Source organism: Acidobacteriota bacterium, assembly GCA_026707545.1.
Taxonomy (GTDB): Bacteria; Acidobacteriota; Thermoanaerobaculia; order Multivoradales; family Multivoraceae; genus Multivorans.
Genome location: JAPOWR010000002.1, coordinates 308,165 through 324,086 on the forward strand (window position 1 = coordinate 308,165; position 15,922 = coordinate 324,086).

17 protein-coding genes are annotated in these 15,922 nt (G+C 71.1%); all 17 read left to right on the plus strand.

All coding sequences use genetic code 11. From position 1 onward, the window contains the following. Positions 1 to 83 precede the first annotated feature (83 nt). Genes OXG83_13545 through trpA form a run of 17 tightly spaced genes read left to right on the plus strand, consistent with a single transcriptional unit; the run spans position 84 to position 15,750 of the window. Positions 84 to 1,625 carry a type I 3-dehydroquinate dehydratase gene (locus tag OXG83_13545; GenBank protein MCY3966053.1) on the plus strand — a complete coding sequence of 514 codons (1,542 nt, stop codon included), beginning with the start codon at positions 84 to 86 and terminating at the stop codon, positions 1,623 to 1,625. Next, positions 1,622 to 2,614: an ATP phosphoribosyltransferase regulatory subunit gene (locus OXG83_13550; GenBank protein MCY3966054.1), complete on the plus strand. Its 993-nt coding sequence runs from the start codon at positions 1,622 to 1,624 to the stop codon at positions 2,612 to 2,614. Before OXG83_13545 ends, OXG83_13550 begins: the two co-directional genes overlap by 4 nt. After that, positions 2,611 to 3,249, plus strand: coding sequence for an ATP phosphoribosyltransferase (gene hisG, locus OXG83_13555; GenBank protein ID MCY3966055.1), 639 nt, complete (start codon positions 2,611 to 2,613; stop codon positions 3,247 to 3,249). Before OXG83_13550 ends, hisG begins: the two co-directional genes overlap by 4 nt. Then, positions 3,242 to 4,585 carry a histidinol dehydrogenase gene (gene hisD, locus OXG83_13560; GenBank protein MCY3966056.1) on the plus strand — a complete coding sequence of 448 codons (1,344 nt, stop codon included), beginning with the start codon at positions 3,242 to 3,244 and terminating at the stop codon, positions 4,583 to 4,585. Before hisG ends, hisD begins: the two co-directional genes overlap by 8 nt. Then, entirely contained in the window at positions 4,582 to 5,697 is a 1,116-nt protein-coding gene (locus OXG83_13565) for a histidinol-phosphate transaminase (protein ID MCY3966057.1), read from the plus strand. The genes hisD and OXG83_13565 overlap by 4 nt, the downstream gene beginning before the upstream one ends. Beyond that, positions 5,694 to 6,293: an imidazoleglycerol-phosphate dehydratase gene (locus OXG83_13570; protein ID MCY3966058.1), complete on the plus strand. Its 600-nt coding sequence runs from the start codon at positions 5,694 to 5,696 to the stop codon at positions 6,291 to 6,293. The genes OXG83_13565 and OXG83_13570 overlap by 4 nt, the downstream gene beginning before the upstream one ends. Then, a complete protein-coding gene (hisH, locus tag OXG83_13575) occupies positions 6,290 to 6,958 on the plus strand; it encodes an imidazole glycerol phosphate synthase subunit HisH (GenBank protein MCY3966059.1) in 669 nt (222 codons plus the stop codon). Before OXG83_13570 ends, hisH begins: the two co-directional genes overlap by 4 nt. After that, positions 6,921 to 7,670, plus strand: coding sequence for a 1-(5-phosphoribosyl)-5-[(5-phosphoribosylamino)methylideneamino] imidazole-4-carboxamide isomerase (locus OXG83_13580; GenBank protein ID MCY3966060.1), 750 nt, complete (start codon positions 6,921 to 6,923; stop codon positions 7,668 to 7,670). The genes hisH and OXG83_13580 overlap by 38 nt, the downstream gene beginning before the upstream one ends. Further along, a complete protein-coding gene (hisF, locus tag OXG83_13585) occupies positions 7,667 to 8,479 on the plus strand; it encodes an imidazole glycerol phosphate synthase subunit HisF (GenBank protein MCY3966061.1) in 813 nt (270 codons plus the stop codon). Before OXG83_13580 ends, hisF begins: the two co-directional genes overlap by 4 nt. Next, positions 8,476 to 9,129: a bifunctional phosphoribosyl-AMP cyclohydrolase/phosphoribosyl-ATP diphosphatase HisIE gene (gene hisIE, locus OXG83_13590; protein MCY3966062.1), complete on the plus strand. Its 654-nt coding sequence runs from the start codon at positions 8,476 to 8,478 to the stop codon at positions 9,127 to 9,129. The genes hisF and hisIE overlap by 4 nt, the downstream gene beginning before the upstream one ends. Continuing rightward, entirely contained in the window at positions 9,126 to 10,622 is a 1,497-nt protein-coding gene (locus OXG83_13595) for a chorismate-binding protein (GenBank protein ID MCY3966063.1), read from the plus strand. The genes hisIE and OXG83_13595 overlap by 4 nt, the downstream gene beginning before the upstream one ends. Then, positions 10,619 to 11,197 (plus strand): aminodeoxychorismate/anthranilate synthase component II, encoded by a 579-nt coding sequence (locus OXG83_13600; protein MCY3966064.1) that lies wholly within the window; start codon positions 10,619 to 10,621, stop codon positions 11,195 to 11,197. Before OXG83_13595 ends, OXG83_13600 begins: the two co-directional genes overlap by 4 nt. Further along, positions 11,190 to 12,215 carry an anthranilate phosphoribosyltransferase gene (gene trpD / locus OXG83_13605; GenBank protein ID MCY3966065.1) on the plus strand — a complete coding sequence of 342 codons (1,026 nt, stop codon included), beginning with the start codon at positions 11,190 to 11,192 and terminating at the stop codon, positions 12,213 to 12,215. Before OXG83_13600 ends, trpD begins: the two co-directional genes overlap by 8 nt. Positions 12,216 to 12,234: 19 nt before the next feature. Continuing rightward, positions 12,235 to 13,071: an indole-3-glycerol phosphate synthase TrpC gene (locus tag OXG83_13610; GenBank protein ID MCY3966066.1), complete on the plus strand. Its 837-nt coding sequence runs from the start codon at positions 12,235 to 12,237 to the stop codon at positions 13,069 to 13,071. After that, positions 13,068 to 13,712, plus strand: a complete 645-nt coding sequence (locus tag OXG83_13615; protein ID MCY3966067.1) for a phosphoribosylanthranilate isomerase — start codon at positions 13,068 to 13,070, stop codon at positions 13,710 to 13,712. The genes OXG83_13610 and OXG83_13615 overlap by 4 nt, the downstream gene beginning before the upstream one ends. After that, positions 13,709 to 14,923 carry a tryptophan synthase subunit beta gene (gene trpB, locus OXG83_13620; GenBank protein MCY3966068.1) on the plus strand — a complete coding sequence of 405 codons (1,215 nt, stop codon included), beginning with the start codon at positions 13,709 to 13,711 and terminating at the stop codon, positions 14,921 to 14,923. The genes OXG83_13615 and trpB overlap by 4 nt, the downstream gene beginning before the upstream one ends. Beyond that, a complete protein-coding gene (gene trpA / locus OXG83_13625) occupies positions 14,920 to 15,750 on the plus strand; it encodes a tryptophan synthase subunit alpha (protein MCY3966069.1) in 831 nt (276 codons plus the stop codon). The genes trpB and trpA overlap by 4 nt, the downstream gene beginning before the upstream one ends. The last annotated feature ends 172 nt before the right edge of the window (positions 15,751 to 15,922 follow it).

Consider the following 15,922-nt stretch of genomic DNA (forward strand, 5'->3'; position numbering starts at 1 on the left):
ACCCGGGCCAGGTCCCGGTACGCACGGTCCGGGACGAGGGTGAGCGAGAAGACCTCCTTCCGGATCGAAGGAGGTCTTCCCGTTTGAACCCGACAACCGACGAACCCCGAACCGCCACCCCTGCGGAGGTCGCAGCGCGTGCGACCTTGGTGGCGTCGTTGACCGAGGCGCCCAGCGCGTCCGGCGACGAGGTGCGCGCGCTCTCGGAGCTGGCGGACTGTCTGGAGGTGCGCGCGGACCTGGTCGGGGCGATCGATCCCGGCTGGCTCCGGGAGCGCTTCGCGGGGGAGCTTCTCTACACTCTGCGCAGCGAGGCGGAGGGCGGTCACGGGCCGGTTGATGCGGACCGCCGGGAGAAGCTGCTGGCGGCTGGCGCGGGGTACGACCTGATCGACCTCGAGGCGGACCGCGACCTGGTTTCCGGGGTGCTGGACGCCGTCGAACCACGCCGCCGCCTGGTTTCCTGGCATGGTCGAGCCGGTCACCTCAAGGCACTCCGGAGTCGGTTGAAGCAGGCCTCGGCCACGGAGGCTCGGCTCTACAAGCTCGTGACCGCGGCGGAGCGTTCCGGCGAGGAGTTGGCACCGCTCGAACTCCTGCTCGGGGAAGGCCGGGAGGATGTCGTGGCCTTCTCGATGGGCGCGGTCGGCGCATGGACGCGGTTGTTGGCGCCCCGGCTCGGCGCGCCCTGGGTCTACGGTGCGGCAGGTTCGGTGGCCGCCGCTCCCGGCCAGCCGTCCGTCGAACGTTTGCGGGCCGACTACGGCCTGCCGAGTCTGCCGCCGGTGGCGCGACTGTTCGGCGTCGTCGGACATCCTGCGGCGCACAGCATGTCGCCGCGGCTCCACAACGCCGGCTACCGGGCCCGCAGTCAGGCCGCGCTCTACGTCGCCTTCGACGCGCCCTCCTTCGAAACGTTCTGGGAGGAAGTCGTCCTCAGCGACTTCCTCGAGCGCGCGGGACTCCCTCTCGGCGGTCTGAGCGTGACGGCGCCGCACAAGGCCGCGGCGCTCGCCGCCGCCTCGGAGGCTGGCGATGCGGCGGTGCGCGCCGCGGGTGCGAACACTCTGCTTCCGGCCCCGGGCGCGGCGGCCGAAAAAAGGTGGCGGGCTGAGAGCACGGATCCGGAGGGTGTCGTCGGCCCGCTTCGCCGCCGGGGGATCGAGACGGCGGGCCGCACCGCCCTGGTCATCGGCGCCGGCGGCGCCGGACGGGCCGCCGTGGCGGGTCTCGCGGCGGCGGGCGCGGACGTCTCACTAGCCAACCGCACCGTCGAGGCGGGGGAAGCGGCCGCGGAGTCCCTCGCGGTGAGCTTCGTCCCGCTGACGGAGTTGGACCCCGGACCGTTCGACATCGTGGTCAACGCGACTTCTCTCGGGGGTCGTCCCGGCGATCCTCTTCCCTGCGATCCGGACGCGCTGCGCCCGTCGGCGGTCGGCGTCGAGTTGGTCTACGGCGGCGGACCTACGCCGTGGAGCCGGGCGCTCGGGGCACTTGGCGTGCCGGTCGTGGACGGACGGGAGGTCCTGCTACACCAGGGTCTGGCGCAGTTCAAGGCGATGACGGGTGGGCCGCTGCCGTTCGAGGTCGGCGCCGCTGCCCTGGGTCTGGAGACGCAGCGATGAAGATCTCCGCCGGCTTACCGACTGGGGTGTCGGCCGCCCTGTTCGACAGCGTGAAGCGACGCCGCCGGCTGGAGGCGCTTCTCTCGGGTCTGCTCGAAGAGAGGGGCTTCGCCGAGGTCCTGCTGCCCATCCTCGACTACTTCGAGCCTTACCGGCCGCTGCTGCAGGAACGGCTGCTCAAGCAGCTCTACCGCTTCGTCGACCGGGACGGCCAGTTGCTCGCCCTGCGCGGCGACTTCACGCCGATGCTGGCGCGGCTCCTGGCCCCCCACCTGGACGACCTGGAGCTGCCGCTTCGTCTCTATTACCGGGGCGATGTCGTGCGGCACCAGCCGCTTCGTCCCGGCCGGATGCGTGAGTACTCGCAGTTGGGCGCCGAACTGCTGGGCGGCGACCCCACCGAGGCGGACTTTGAGGTGGTGACGCTCTTCCTGGACCTGCTGCTTGGGGCCCGAGGCGAGGACTCAGGGGGCGGCGACGACGCCGCGGTCCGGGTCGTCCTCGGTATCGCCGGTGCGCTCGACGAGGCCCTGCTGGCGACGGCTGGAGACGGCGCCGCCGGCGAACTGGCGCTTCGGATCGCGAGCCGCGACCGCAGGGCCGCGGGCCGGGCTCGCCTGACCGAAGTCGTCGAACGGGGATACCCGTCGGACCTCTCCGTGCTGGGCGGAGCCGCCGAGGCGGTGACCGATCTCCTGGCGCTCCGCGACCGGCTGGCCGAGACGTACGAGGCCCGGAGCGTCCAGGTCGAGGTCGACCTCGCCGAGTTCGCCGCCGCCGCGCTCGACCCGAGGGTCGGAGTTTCGGCAGGTCCGCGCGGCTACTACGACGGCCTCATGTTCGCGGCCTACGCTCCGGGGACCGCCCTGGCTCTCGGGGTCGGCGGCCGCTACGACAAGGTGTTCCGGTCGCTCAGTGGCGACTGCTCGGCGGTCGGCTTCTCGTTCGGGCTCGACCTGCTGACGGAACTGGGAGATGTCGGAGCATGATCACGTTCGGTCTGCCCAAGGGACGCAACCTGGGACCGGCCCGCGACGCGCTCGCCGCTGCGGGCGTGGGTCTCGCCGACCTCGATGCTTCGCGCTTGCGCCAGCGCTTCAGCGACGAAGACGTGCTGGGGGACGAGATCGAGGTGCTGCTGCTCAAGGACTGGGATCTACCGCTCTATGTGGAGCATGGGATCGTCGATTGCGCGATCGTAGGGAGCGACGTGCTGGAGGAGACACAGCCCGACGTCTTCCAACCGCTGCGGCTTCGGTACGGCCGGAGCCGGCTGTCGCTGATCGCCGAGACGCCGGAACTGCCGCGCCGTGGCGGCCAGCTCCGGGCTGCGACGCGCTATCCAGCCTGGGCCGCGCGGCTGCTTGCCGCGCGCAACCTGCACGTCGAGGTTCTCCACCTGACCAGTTCCATCGAACTCGGCCCTCTGCTCGATCTGACGGACGTCGCCGTCGATATCGTGCAGACCGGCACGACGCTACGTACGCACGACCTGCACGAGGTCGAGGTCCTGGCGCAGGTGGCGCCGACCTTCGTCGTCAATCGGGCTTCGTTCCACGCCCACCGGCGCCGGCTCAGCCGGCTGCTGGGCGCCCTCGAAGAAGCGGGGGCTGCCGGTGACTGAGGTCGGCAGCAATCGAGCACTTGAAGTCCTGGCGGTTGACAGCCGCGCCGGGCGGGAACGCCTCGCACTGCTCGACCGGCGGGGCCGGAGCGATGTTGCGGCCGGGATCCGGCAGGCCGCCGGGGAGATCGTGGACGGCGTCCGCCGCGGCGGCGACGCGGCCCTTCTCGATGCGGTGCGGTGCTTCGACGGCTTCGAGGCATCCTCGGCGGCTTCGTTGCGACTGGACTCTGGCCCGCATCCGGAGTCGGTCGCCGTCGATCCCCACGTGGCCGAGGCCATAGAACGCGCGCGAGCCGCGATCGAGGCGTACCACCGGGCGCAGCCGCATGGCCCGGGCGTCCTCCGCCTCGAGCGGGACGGCGTTGCGATCGAGGAGCGCCGCCTGGCGATCCGCCGGGTCGGGATCTACGTGCCGGGGGGCCGGTTCCCCTATCCGTCGACGGTGCTGATGACCGCGGTGCCGGCACGGCTCGCCGGAGTCGAGGAACTCGTTGTCGCCACGCCGCCTCAGGCGTACCGGGGGAGTCCAGTGTTGCGCCATGTGCTGGACCTGGTCGGAGCGGACGAGGTCTGGGGCATGGGCGGCGCGCACGGCGTCGCGGCGCTGGCCTACGGCACGGAGTCGGTCCGGCCGGTCGACCTGATCGCTGGGCCGGGCAACGCCTGGGTGGCGGCGGCGAAACAGCTTGTTTCGCGTGACGTGGGCGTCGACCGCGATGCGGGTCCATCCGAAGTGGTCATCGTGGCGACCGACGGCGCTCCGGCCTCATGGGTCGCGGCCGATCTCCTGGCGCAGGCGGAGCACGATCCCCTGGCGGTCCCGGTTCTGGTCTCCGACTCCAGGTCGCTTGCCGATCGGGTGGCGTCGGAAGTGGACCGGCAGCTCGCCGGCTTGCCGACACGCGAGACCGCCGGCACCGCGCTCAAGGCCCACGGAGCGGCCTTCGTCGCCGTCGACCTGGACGGGGCGCTCGCACTCGCCGAACGGCTGGCGCCGGAGCATCTGCAACTGATCGGTGACGCCGCGGAGGCGCGCGCGGACGAAGTACGCAACGCCGGCGCGCTGTTCGTCGGCGCTTGGTCGCCGGTGGTGTTCGGGGACTACGTGGCCGGACCCAGCCATGTGCTGCCCACGGGCGGCAGCGCTCGCTTCGCCTCGGGCCTGGGCGTGGAGGACTTCGTGCGGCGCAGTCACACCGTTCGGTTCTCCGCCGAGGCCGCGGCGGACTGGGCCGGCGCCGCCGAGACGCTGGCGAACACGGAGGGTCTGTCCGCCCATGCCGCCGCGGCCAGGCTGCGCCGCGGGTCAGACGATCGGGAGACCAGGCGATGACCGGCCGTGCCGAGCGGGCGGCGGCTCTCGTGCGGCCGGAGGTGCGCGACCTGTCGCTCTACTCGCTGCACCAGGTCGAGGCCCGCTACAAGCTCGACCAGAACGAAGCGCCCTGGGACCTGCCGCGGTCGCTCAAGCGAGAGGCGCTGGCCCGGCTGGCCGACCGGCCATGGTCGGAGTACCCGGACTTTCACGCCGACCGGTTGCGCCGGCTGATCGGCGACTTGCACGAGTGGCCGATGGAGGGCGTCCTGGTCGGCAACGGCTCCGGCGAACTCCTCACGACCGTGCTCGAGGGCGTCGTTCGCCCCGGCCAAGAAGTGCTCATCTGCGATCCGAGCTTCAGTCCCTACAGGACGTTCGTCGCGCGCGCCGCCGGCGTGCCGCGGCACTTGGAACCGGCTCCCGACCTGGGTCTGCAGATGGACGAACTGCAGGCCGAGGTCGACCGCGACCCGCGGCGGCCCGTGCTCCTGTGCACGCCGAACAACCCGACGGGGGCGGCGGCGGATCCCGAAACCGTGGAGCGCCTCGCGCAGTCCCTCGACGCGGCGCTTCTGCTCGACAACGCCTACGGTGAGTTCTGCCGCCACGACTACCGGCCGCTGCTGCGGGCGAACCCGAACGTCATCCTGTTCCGCACCCTGTCCAAGGCGTGGTCCCTGGGCGGCATCCGTCTTGGCTACCTGCTCGCCGCGCCGGAACTCGTCTCGCAACTGATCAAGGTCAAGCTCGCCTACAACGTCGGCCGCGCCGCGGCCACCATCGGCGAGGTGGCACTGGAACACGCCGGCCGTTTCCCGCGCCGGGTCGCGGTCGTGCGGGCGCGGCGGGGGCAGTGGACGGCGATGCTCCGGGACCTCGGCTTCGAGGTCTTCGACTCGGAGGCGAACTTCCTGCTCGCTCGGCACCCGCGCTGCGCCGAGATCCGCAACGGTCTGGCGGCGGCCGGCGTGCTGGTCCGGGACGTGAGTGGTTACCCGGGCCTGGCCAACTGCATGAGGATCGGCGTCGGAGGCGGTCCGGCGCTGCGCGCCGTGCGGCGCGTCCTCGCGGGCATGCGGCCGGCACGTGCTGAAGCGATGGACTCTGAGGGGAGAGAGAAGTCATGAGGCGAGCTGTCATCGAACGCAGGACGTCCGAAACAGAGATCCGCGCCGAGCTGTCGCTCGACGGCGGGCCGAGCCGGCTCGATGTGCCGAACGGCTTCTTTTCGCACATGCTGGACGCGCTGTCCCGTCACGGCAGCTTGGGACTCGACCTCGAAGCCCGCGGCGACACGGATATCGACCTCCACCATACGGTGGAGGACGTTGGGCTCGTGCTCGGCGACGCTCTCCGGGAAGCTCTCGGTGACCGCGCCGGGGTGCGCCGGTTCGCACACGCCTTCGCACCGCTCGACGAGGCTCTGGCCCGCGCCGTGGTCGACCTCTCGGGCCGCGGTTCCTTCCATTTCCGCTTGCCTGCCGAACTCGAGCACGCGTGGGTCACGACCGAGTTCCCGCTCACGCTCGTGGGGGACTTCTTCGGCGCCTTCGCCGACCGCGGACGGCTGACGCTGCACTTGGACGTGCTCCGCGGCCGCAACCCGCACCACGTGGCGGAGGCGTCGTTCAAGGCGGTGGCTCTCGCCTTGCGTGAGGCGGTGTCGCTCGGGGCTGGAGCGGCCGCCGAGGTGCCGAGCACGAAGGGGAGTCTGACCGCATGACCGGCACGGAAGTGGCTGTGATCGACGCCGGGGTCGGCAACATCGGCAACCTGGTGCGGGCGCTCCGGCATCTGGGCGCCGAGGTCGGGATCACCTGCGATCCAGCGACGATTCGTGCTTCCCGCTGCCTCGTGCTACCTGGCGTCGGCGCCTTCCGCCCGCCGCGCGAGAGGCTGCGCGGCGCGCCCGAAGAGGCGATCCGGATCGCGCTGGAACGGGGCGCCTGCCTGCTTGGCATCTGCATCGGCTACCAGCTGCTGTTTGACAGCAGCGAGGAGTTCGGGACGACGGACGGTCTTGGCCTGCTCGGCGGGCGGGTCACCGAGCTGCCGGGTGGCGTGCCCCTGCCGCACATCGGCTGGAACCGCGTCTTCGGTATCGCGGAGCACCCCCTGCTCGAAGGCAGCACCGAGGACGATCACTACTACTTCGTCCACTCGTTCGCGCCCGAGGGCGTACCGGAGCAGTCGGTGCTCGGACGCTGCCGTCACGGCCGGAGCTTCCCCGCGATCACCGGCCACGGACGGGTCGCGGGTACCCAGTTTCATCCCGAGAAGAGCGGCGCCGTCGGCCTGCGGCTGCTGCGCAACTATCTGGCCTGGGCCCAGGAACTCGAAGGCGGCGCCCATGAAGGAGGCAACTGTGCAACTCCTGCCGGCGATTGACTTACGCGGCGGCCAGGTCGTTCGTCTCGAGCGCGGCGACGACGGGCGGCGGACGGTGTACGACGCCGATCCGTCGGGCGCGCTCCAGCGCTACTGCGAGGCGGGGGTGTCCCGCATCCACGTCGTCGACCTGGACGCGGCGTTCGGCGATTCGCCGCAGCGGGACGTCGTCCAGGAACTCGCGCGGCGGGCGGCGGAGGGCGGTCGCGCCGGCATCCAGCTCGGCGGCGGCCTGCGCGACCGCGAGGCGGTCGAGTGGGCCTTCGGGGCCGGCTGCGAGCAGGCCGTCGTGACCTCGCTCATCGTGCGTGACTTCGACGCCTTCGCCGGTCTCTGCCGCGACTACCCGGGACGCATGGTGGCGGCACTCGACATGGACGGCGGCGAGGTCCGGCTGGCGGGCTGGACCGAGTCGGCCGACCGGTCGCCGGCCGCGCTCTGCGTCCAGCTCGCGGATCTGCCGATCGCCGCGGTCCTGGTCACCGACATCTCGCGCGACGGGATGATGAAGGGGCCGAACATCGACCTCGCGTGCCGGATTGGCGACCTGGCCGGGGCGCCGGCGATCCTCTCGGGCGGCGTGCGTTCGGCGGCCGATCTCGAAGCCGCGGCGCGGCGGCCGGAGATCGAAGCCGCGATTGTCGGTCGGGCGCTCTACGACGGTTCGCTCGGTTTGGACGAGGCGATCGAAGCCTGCGGGAGCGTGCGATGAGAGCCACGATCGAGCCGACCGGCCTCACCCGGCGCATCATCCCCTGCCTGGATGTGGCCGCCGGGCGGGTCGTCAAGGGAGTGCAGTTCAAGAACCTCACCGACCATGGCGACCCGACGGAGGCCGCCGCGCGCTATGCCGCCGAGGGGGCCGACGAGATCGTCTTCCTCGACATCACCGCCGCGCCCGAGCGGCGCGACACGGACCTCGACTGGGTGCGGCGGACCGCGGAGCAGGTGTTCATCCCGCTCAGCGTCGGCGGCGGCGTGCGCAGCGTGGACGACGGACGCCGCCTGCTCCTCGCCGGCGCGGACAAGCTGGGGATCAACACGGCCGCGGTTGCCGAACCGGAGTTGCTCACCAGGCTCGCCGAGCGGTTCGGGAGCCAGTGCGTCGTGCTCTCGGTCGACGCGAAGCGGCGCGACGACGATGCGGCCGGCAACGGTCCAAGGTGGGAGGTCGTCACCCACGGCGGCCGCACGCCGACCGGTCTCGACGCGCTGGAGTGGATCGAGGAAGGAATCGAGAGGGGTGCCGGCGAGATCCTGCTCACCAGCATCGACAGCGACGGTACGAAGGAGGGTTACGACCTGGAACTGCTCCGCAGGGCATCGGCGCTGTCGCCGGTGCCGGTCATCGCTTCCGGCGGCGCTGGAACCCTCGAACACCTGGGCGATGCTCTGGATACAGGCGCCGCGGCGGTGCTGGCGGCGTCGATCTTTCACCAGTCCACGTACTCGGTCGGCGCGGTCAAGGAGTATCTCGACCGCCGCTATCCGATCCGCATTCAGACAGGAGTCACAGCGTGACCGAAACGACGATCGACCCGGCGACGCTCATGTACGACGACCGGGGCCTGCTGCCCGTCGTCGTCCAGGACGTGCTCTCGGGCGCGGTGCTGATGCTCGCCTACGCCAACCGGGAGGCGGTGGAACTCACGCTCTCCACCCGCGAGGCCCACTTCTTCAGCCGGTCGCGGCAGGAGCTGTGGCGCAAGGGCGCGACCTCGGGCAACACCCTCGCGGTGGTCGAAGTGCTCCAGGACTGCGACCGGGACGCCCTGCTGGTGCGGGCGCTGCCGGCCGGGCCGGCCTGCCACCTCTACACACGGAGCTGCTTCGAGCCGAACGCGGCCGAGTTCGAACTCGGCTGGCTTCGGCGCGTGCTCGCCGAGCGGTCGGAGGCGGCGCCGGAGGAGAGCTACACGGCGCGTCTCCTCGACCAGGGAGTCGACCGGATTGCGCGCAAGGTCGCGGAGGAAGCGGGCGAGACGGTGATTGCCGGCGTAAGGGCCGACGCGGAGCCGGATTCGGCCGGGCGTCGGAACGACCTCGCGGCCGAAGCCGCCGATCTCGCCTACCACCTGCTCGTGTTGCTGCAGGCGACCGGCGTCGAGCTCGGCGACGTTGCTGCCGAGTTGGGCCGCCGCCACCGCGGCGCGGGGGGGGCGTCGTCGTGAGTCGTCCCGCCGCCGCCATCGCCCACACGCGCGAGTTCCTGGCCGACACGTCGACGCCGCTCGGCGTCTACCGCAAGCTCACCGCGGCCGCGGAGGCGGACGCCGGGGCCCGGCGTTTTCTGCTCGAGAGCATCACCGGCGGCGAGCACGTCTCCCGGTACAGCTTCCTCGGCGCGCGTCCCTCGCAGGTCTGCCGCGTGTACCTCGATCGGCTGGAGACCGAGGACCTCCGGAATGGCGGCGGTATCGAGATCGAAACCGGCGAGCCGCTGCCGAAACTGCGGCGCCTGCTCGACGGCGTGAGCGCCGACCCCGCGCCGCCTTTGCCGTTCGGGGGCGGTTGGCTCGGCGCCTTCGGCTTCGACGCGATCCGGCTCGCCGAGCCGTGCCTCGTCGATCACGCGGCCGGCCGACCGCCGGACCCGTTCGGTCTGCCGATCGCGATCCTCGCTCGCTACGACGACGTGCTCGTATTCGATCACGCCCGGCAGCGGATCGTTGCGGTTGCAAACGAGATCGAGGGCGAGAGCACGGCCGCCGACGCCAGGGAGCGGCTTGACGCGCTGCAGGCGGTCCTCGAGAGTCGGGGTGAGGCGGCCACAGCGGCTCGGGTCGAGGACAGGGGAGTCAAGGCGGAGACCGCCGACCCCACCCTCAGCGACGAGGACTACTTCGCTGTCGTCAACAGGGCGAAGGAGTACATCGCCGCGGGAGACATCTTCCAGGTCGTGCTTGCCCGCCGCTGGGCGCTCGACCTGGACGTCGCGCCGACGACCGTGTACAGGGCGTTGCGGCTGGTCAACCCGTCGCCCTACATGGTGCTCTTCGAGTCGCCCGAGGTGTCGCTGATCGGCGCGTCGCCCGAGATGCTCGTGCGGCGGACGGGCCGGCGGCTGGAGATGCGGCCGATCGCGGGGACTCGCCCGCGCGGGCGAACCGCTGCCGAGGACCGGGTTCTCGCGGAGGAGCTCATGGACGATCCGAAGGAGTGCGCCGAGCACGTGATGCTGGTCGACCTCGGCCGCAACGACCTCGGCCGGGTCGCCTCTCCCGGCGCGGTCTCGGTCGAGGAGTTCATGGTGATCGAGCAGTACAGCGACGTGATGCACATCGTCAGCTCGGTCGAAGCCGAGCAGGCGGACGGCGCCGGAAGTGGTGCGGGGTCCGCCCTCGACGCCCTTCTGGCCTGTCTGCCTGCCGGCACTCTCTCCGGGGCGCCGAAGATCCGCGCGGTGGAGATCATCGACGAGCTCGAGCCGGAGGCTCGCGGCATGTACGGCGGCTCCGTCGGCTACTTCTCATTCGGCGGCGACATGGACACCTGCATCACGATCCGTACCCTGGCGATTACGAACGGCGAGGCGTCGATCACCGCCGGAGGCGGCATCGTCGCCGACTCGGACCCGGTGCGGGAAGCGCAGGAGACCCGTGACAAGGCCGCGGCGCTCTTGCGGGCGGTGGCCCTGGCGCGGGAGCTCGAGGGCCGGGCATGATCCTCGTCATCGACAACTACGACTCCTTCACCTACAACCTGGTCCAGATGCTGGGCGGGATCGGCGCGGAGCTGGAGGTGGTGCGCAACGACGTCGAGACCGTGCCCGAGCTGCTTGCGAGGAGGCCGGACGGCATCGTCCTGTCTCCGGGCCCGGGCCGGCCGGAGGACGCGGGCGTCTGCATCGACCTCCTGCGGGCACGCCCCGATGTGCCGCTCCTCGGCGTCTGCCTCGGGCACCAGGCGCTGGGGTCGGCGTTCGGCGGCACCGTGAGCAGGGCCAGAGTGCTGATGCACGGCAAGACTTCCGAAGTCGAGCACGGCGGTGTCGGCGTGCTCGCCGGCCTGCCGTCGCCCTTCGTCGCCACCCGCTACCACTCGCTGGCGGTCGAAGAGGACAGCCTGCCCGGGACACTGGAACCGCTGGCCTGGAGCGAGGACGGCACACTCATGGCAATGCGCCACCGCGAGCTGCCGTACTGGGGCGTGCAGTTCCACCCGGAATCAGTGCTCACCGATACCGGGCCGGACCTGCTGCAGAACTTTCTGGACATCTGTGAGGCAGCCGATGACTGAACTGGACCTATCAGCCCTCCTGCGAACGGCGATCGCCGGCGAGGATCTTCCCGCGACAACGGTGGAGGAGCTCTTCGGCCGCCTGATGGACGGCGAGCTCTCCGAGGTGTGGAAGAGCGCGTTCCTGGTCGCCCTGGCGGCCAAGGGCGAGTCGGTGGGCGAGATCGCGGGCGCCGCCCGCGCGATGCGAGCACGCGCGGCGCGGGTCGCGCACACGAGTTCCGGTGTGATCGACACGTGCGGCACGGGCGGCGACGGCCGCGGCACGTTCAACATCTCGACCGCGGCCGCCCTGGTGGCGGCGGCGGGGGGCGCGCGAGTGGCCAAGCATGGCAATCGGGCCGTCTCGAGCCGCTCCGGCTCGGCCGACGTGCTCGCCGCGCTGGGCGTGCGGCTCTCCGGCTACACGGAGCCGCTGGGGCGTTGCCTCGACGAGGTCGGCATCGTGTTCCTGTTCGCACCGATGCTGCACCCTGCGATGGCGCAGGTCATGCCGGTGCGCAAGGAACTCGGCGTGCGCACGCTCTTCAACGTGCTCGGGCCCCTGACGAATCCGGCGGGGGCGAAGAGGCAGTTGATCGGCGTCTTCGCGCCCGATCTGGTCGAACCGATCGGGCGCGTGCTACTCGAACTCGGCAGCGAGCACGCCTTCGTCGTCCACGGCGACGGGCTGGACGAGATGACGACCACCGGAACGACCGCGGTCGCCGAGGTTCGGAGCGGCGAGGTCAGCCTGTACGAAGTCCGTCCGGGCGACTTCGGCATCGCGGAAGCGTCGCCGGAGGATCTGGTCGGTGGCGAACCCGAGTTGAACGTCGAACTGATGCGCGGGGTACTCGGTGGCGGCGGAGGAGCCCTTGCCGACATCACGTGTCTCAACGCCGGAGCCGCTCTCTACGTCGCGGGACGGGCCGACAGTCTGACCGCCGGCGTAGCCGCCGCGTTCGAGATCCAGCGCTCGGGAGCGGCGGCCACGAAGCTCGAGGCACTGGTCGGCTGGACTGGCTGGGACGACTGAGACGGGGAGGCCAAGGTTCGTGTCCGAAGTACCCGACATCCTGCGGCGCATCTGCGATCAGCGTCGCCGGCGTGTGGCCGCTGGCGACCAGGGCGTTCAGCCGGGACCTGCTTGCGTGTCCGCAGCCCCGGGTCTCGCGCCCGACGCCCCCGGCCGCCGATTCCTCGACGCGATCTCCGAGCGCCGGGGGAGCGCCGTGATCGGCGAGATCAAGATGGGATCTCCGAAGCTGGGAGACCTGCGAGGGCGGTTCGATCCGGTCGGCCGCGCCGCGACCTACCGGTCCGCCGGAGCCGCCTGCCTCTCCGTGGTCGTCGAGCCGGACCACTTCTACGGCAGCTACGAGCTGCTCGCGGACTGCATCGCCGCCTCGGGCCTGCCCGCGGTGGCGAAGGACTTCGTCGTCTCCGATGCGCAGGTCGCCTGGGCGCGGGACGCCGGCGCCTCCGCGGTGCTGCTGATCGCGGCGCTCTACGACCCGCCGGAGTTGCGCCGGCTGGCGCGGCTCGCCCGTGACCTGGGCCTCGTGCCCCTGATCGAGACCCACGACGACGCGGACTTCGAGAAGCTGCGAGGCGCCGACTCCCCGGAGTGGGAGCTGGTGGGAATCAACAACCGCGACCTGCGCACGTTCGAGGTCGACCTGGAGCGCAGCGCCGACCGCATCGGCCGGCTTCCGTCTTCGGCGCTCAAGGTCGCCGAGTCGGGCATTCACTCGGGCGCCGATGTCACGAAACTCCGGCAAGCCGGCTTCGACGCTTTCCTGATCGGCGAGCGGCTCGTGCTGTCCGGCGATCCCGCCGCCGCACTCGCGGAACTCACTGGTGAGCAGGCAACGTCGGGGGTGACCCGATGAAGGTCAAGATCTGCGGCGTCACGACCTCCGCGGACGCCCTGCTCGCCGTCGACCTGGGCGCGGACTTCGTCGGCCTCAACTTCTATCGACCGAGCCCCCGCTGGATCGACATCGCGCAGGCGGCCGCGATCCGTCGCGCCGTGGGGGACCGCGCCCGTGCGGTCGGCATCTTCGTGAACCCCACGCGCGAAGAGCTCGAGACGATCGACCGCCGGGTCGGCCTGGACTTCCTCCAGTTCAGCGGCGACGAGAGCCCGGAACTGGTCGCCGAGTTCAGCGACCGCGCGATCCGGGTCCGGCGCGTCGGCGGCGCCGCCGCAAGGGACGCCGGGATTCCCGACGAGGACTCCTGGGCGGTCCTGATCGACCGCGCCCACGACCGCCTGTATGGCGGTTCCGGAGAGAGCTGGGATTACGCCGCGGCGGCCGGCTTCGTCTCATCGCCCGCCGCTGGCGGCAGGCCGCGCCGCGTGTTCATCGCCGGCGGCGTCCACCCCGGCAACGTCGCCCAGGTCGCTGCCGCGGTCCCCGGCGCCTACGCCGTCGACACCTGTTCGGGTGTCGAGGTCTCGCCCGGCCTCAAGGACCGCGTCAAGCTGGAGCGACTGTTCGCCAACCTCGCACAGGGAGTAGCACGATGAAGGTAAGAACACCCCTCGCCGCCGACGTCCTGGCGCCGGACGAGGGCGGCCGCTACGGGGTCTACGGCGGCCGCTACGCTCCCGAGACCCTGATGGCGCCGCTTGAGGAGTTGAGCCGCGCCTACGACCGGCTGCGGCGGAAGCGTTCCTTCACGCGGCGGCTTCGCCATCTGCTGGAGCACTACGTCGGCCGCCCGACGCCGCTCTACTTTGCCGAGCGATTGACCGAGCAGCTCGGCGGCGCGCGCATCTATCTGAAGCGTGAGGACCTGCTCCACACCGGCGCGCACAAGATCAACAACGCCCTGGGCCAGGTGCTGCTGGCCAGGGAGATGGGCAAGACGCGGATCATCGCCGAGACCGGCGCCGGCCAGCACGGCGTCGCCACCGCGACCGCGGCGGCTCTCCTGGGCCTCGACTGCGTCGTCTACATGGGCGAGGAGGACATGCGGCGCCAGCGCCTGAACGTCTACCGGATGCAGCTTCTTGGCGCCGAGGTGGTGGCGGTCGACGCCGGCAGCCAGACGCTCAAGGACGCGATCAACGAGGCGTTCCGCGACTGGGTGGCCAGCTTTGCGGATACCCACTACGTCCTTGGCACGGTCACGGGGCCGGAGCCCTACCCGCGCATGGTCCGGCAGTTCCACAGCGTGATCGGAGCCGAGGCGCGGCGCCAGTTGCGCCGTCTCGCGGGCACGGCGGATCCGGACGTGGCGGTCGCCTGCGTCGGCGGCGGCAGCAACGCGATGGGCCTGTTCTCCGCCTTCCTCGATCGGCCGGATGTACTGCTGGTCGGCGTCGAGGCGGGTGGCCGGGGGCCGGCCCTGGGCGATCACGCGGCGCGCTTCGCGGGCGGCACGCTCGGGGTGCTCCACGGTGCGCGGACGCTGGTGCTTCAGGACGAGGAGGGCCAGGTCGTCGGCACCCACTCGGTGTCGGCGGGACTCGACTACCCCGCGGTCGGACCCGAGCACGTGTTCCTGCACGAACACGGGCAGATCGAGTTCACCTCGGCCACCGACCAGGAGGCGATCGACGCCTTCCACCTCCTGTCGGCGACCGAAGGCATCCTGCCGGCGCTCGAGTCGGCGCACGCGATAGCCGAAGTCGAGCGGCGCGCGCCCGGGATGGACGGCGACCAGGTCATTCTCGTCAACCTCTCGGGCCGCGGCGACAAGGACGTCGAGTCCGTCCTGGAGTACGACGCATGAGCCCCCTTCGCAAGGGTAACTCGAGCGACGGCGAGATTGCGGCGGCCTTCTCCCGCTGTTCGCGCGGGAAGCGTTCGGCCTTCATCCCGTTCCTGGTGGCCGGTGACCCGTCCCTCGAGGCCACCCCCGACCTGCTGCGCGCCCTGGTCGCCGGCGGCGCCGACGTGATCGAACTCGGGGTCGCCTTCAGCGATCCGATCGCCGACGGGCCGACGATCCAGCGTGCCTCGCATCGGGCGCTCACAGCGGGCTCGTCGCTCAGCGCGGTGCTGGGGATCGTCGAGCGGCACCGGGAGGAGCTCGGGGTACCGATCGTCCTGTTCACGTACTACAACCCGGTCCACGCCCGGGGCGTCGAGGTGTTCGCCGCCCAGGCCGCCGACAGCGGCGTCGACGGGGTGCTGTGCGTCGATCTGCCGCCGGACGAGGGCCTGCGCGAACTGCAGCCGGCGTTGGGCGAACGAGGCGTCGATTCGATCTACCTGATCGCGGCCACCAGCACCCGGGAACGGATCGATCGGGCCGCGGCGTCGTCGAACGGTTTCGTCTACTACACCGCCCGCTCCGACGTGACGGGCGAGCGCGATGAACTGATCCCCACCCTGGCGCGGGAAGTCAAGCGCGTGCGCCGGCGGGTGCGCCTTCCGGTCGCGGTCGGTTTCGGTATCTCCACCCCCGAGCAGGTCGCGGAAGTGGCCCAGGTCGCCCACGGCGTCGTCGTCGGCAGCTCCCTGGTGCGGCTGGTCGAGGAGAACGCCGCCGAAGCGGATCTGGCGGCACGGCTCGAACGTCGGGTCGGCGAACTGACGGCACCGTTGCTCCGCTGAAGCGGGAAGCTGCATACCGCGTTTGATGAACGCGATCGCTGTCGGAAGGGCTCCGTGAGGGCCACCGACCGGCGAGCAGGTTGAAGAGTGTCCGGATCTGGCCGGTCTTGGACGAATCTGGCCGGAATCCGATAACTGGTGTCCGCTCTTCTCCCGTCTTCCTCCCTAGACT

Coding starts and splice junctions, on each gene's coding strand:
- hisF (MCY3966061.1), top strand. CDS start 7,667: ATGAGAGCCACGATCGAGCCGACCGGCCTCACCCGGCGCATCATCCCC.
- OXG83_13565 (MCY3966057.1), top strand. CDS start 4,582: ATGACCGGCCGTGCCGAGCGGGCGGCGGCTCTCGTGCGGCCGGAGGTG.
- trpD (MCY3966065.1), top strand. CDS start 11,190: ATGACTGAACTGGACCTATCAGCCCTCCTGCGAACGGCGATCGCCGGC.
- OXG83_13570 (MCY3966058.1), top strand. CDS start 5,694: ATGAGGCGAGCTGTCATCGAACGCAGGACGTCCGAAACAGAGATCCGC.
- OXG83_13615 (MCY3966067.1), top strand. CDS start 13,068: ATGAAGGTCAAGATCTGCGGCGTCACGACCTCCGCGGACGCCCTGCTC.
- trpB (MCY3966068.1), top strand. CDS start 13,709: ATGAAGGTAAGAACACCCCTCGCCGCCGACGTCCTGGCGCCGGACGAG.
- OXG83_13580 (MCY3966060.1), top strand. CDS start 6,921: ATGAAGGAGGCAACTGTGCAACTCCTGCCGGCGATTGACTTACGCGGC.
- trpA (MCY3966069.1), top strand. CDS start 14,920: ATGAGCCCCCTTCGCAAGGGTAACTCGAGCGACGGCGAGATTGCGGCG.
- OXG83_13550 (MCY3966054.1), top strand. CDS start 1,622: ATGAAGATCTCCGCCGGCTTACCGACTGGGGTGTCGGCCGCCCTGTTC.
- hisH (MCY3966059.1), top strand. CDS start 6,290: ATGACCGGCACGGAAGTGGCTGTGATCGACGCCGGGGTCGGCAACATC.
- OXG83_13600 (MCY3966064.1), top strand. CDS start 10,619: ATGATCCTCGTCATCGACAACTACGACTCCTTCACCTACAACCTGGTC.
- hisG (MCY3966055.1), top strand. CDS start 2,611: ATGATCACGTTCGGTCTGCCCAAGGGACGCAACCTGGGACCGGCCCGC.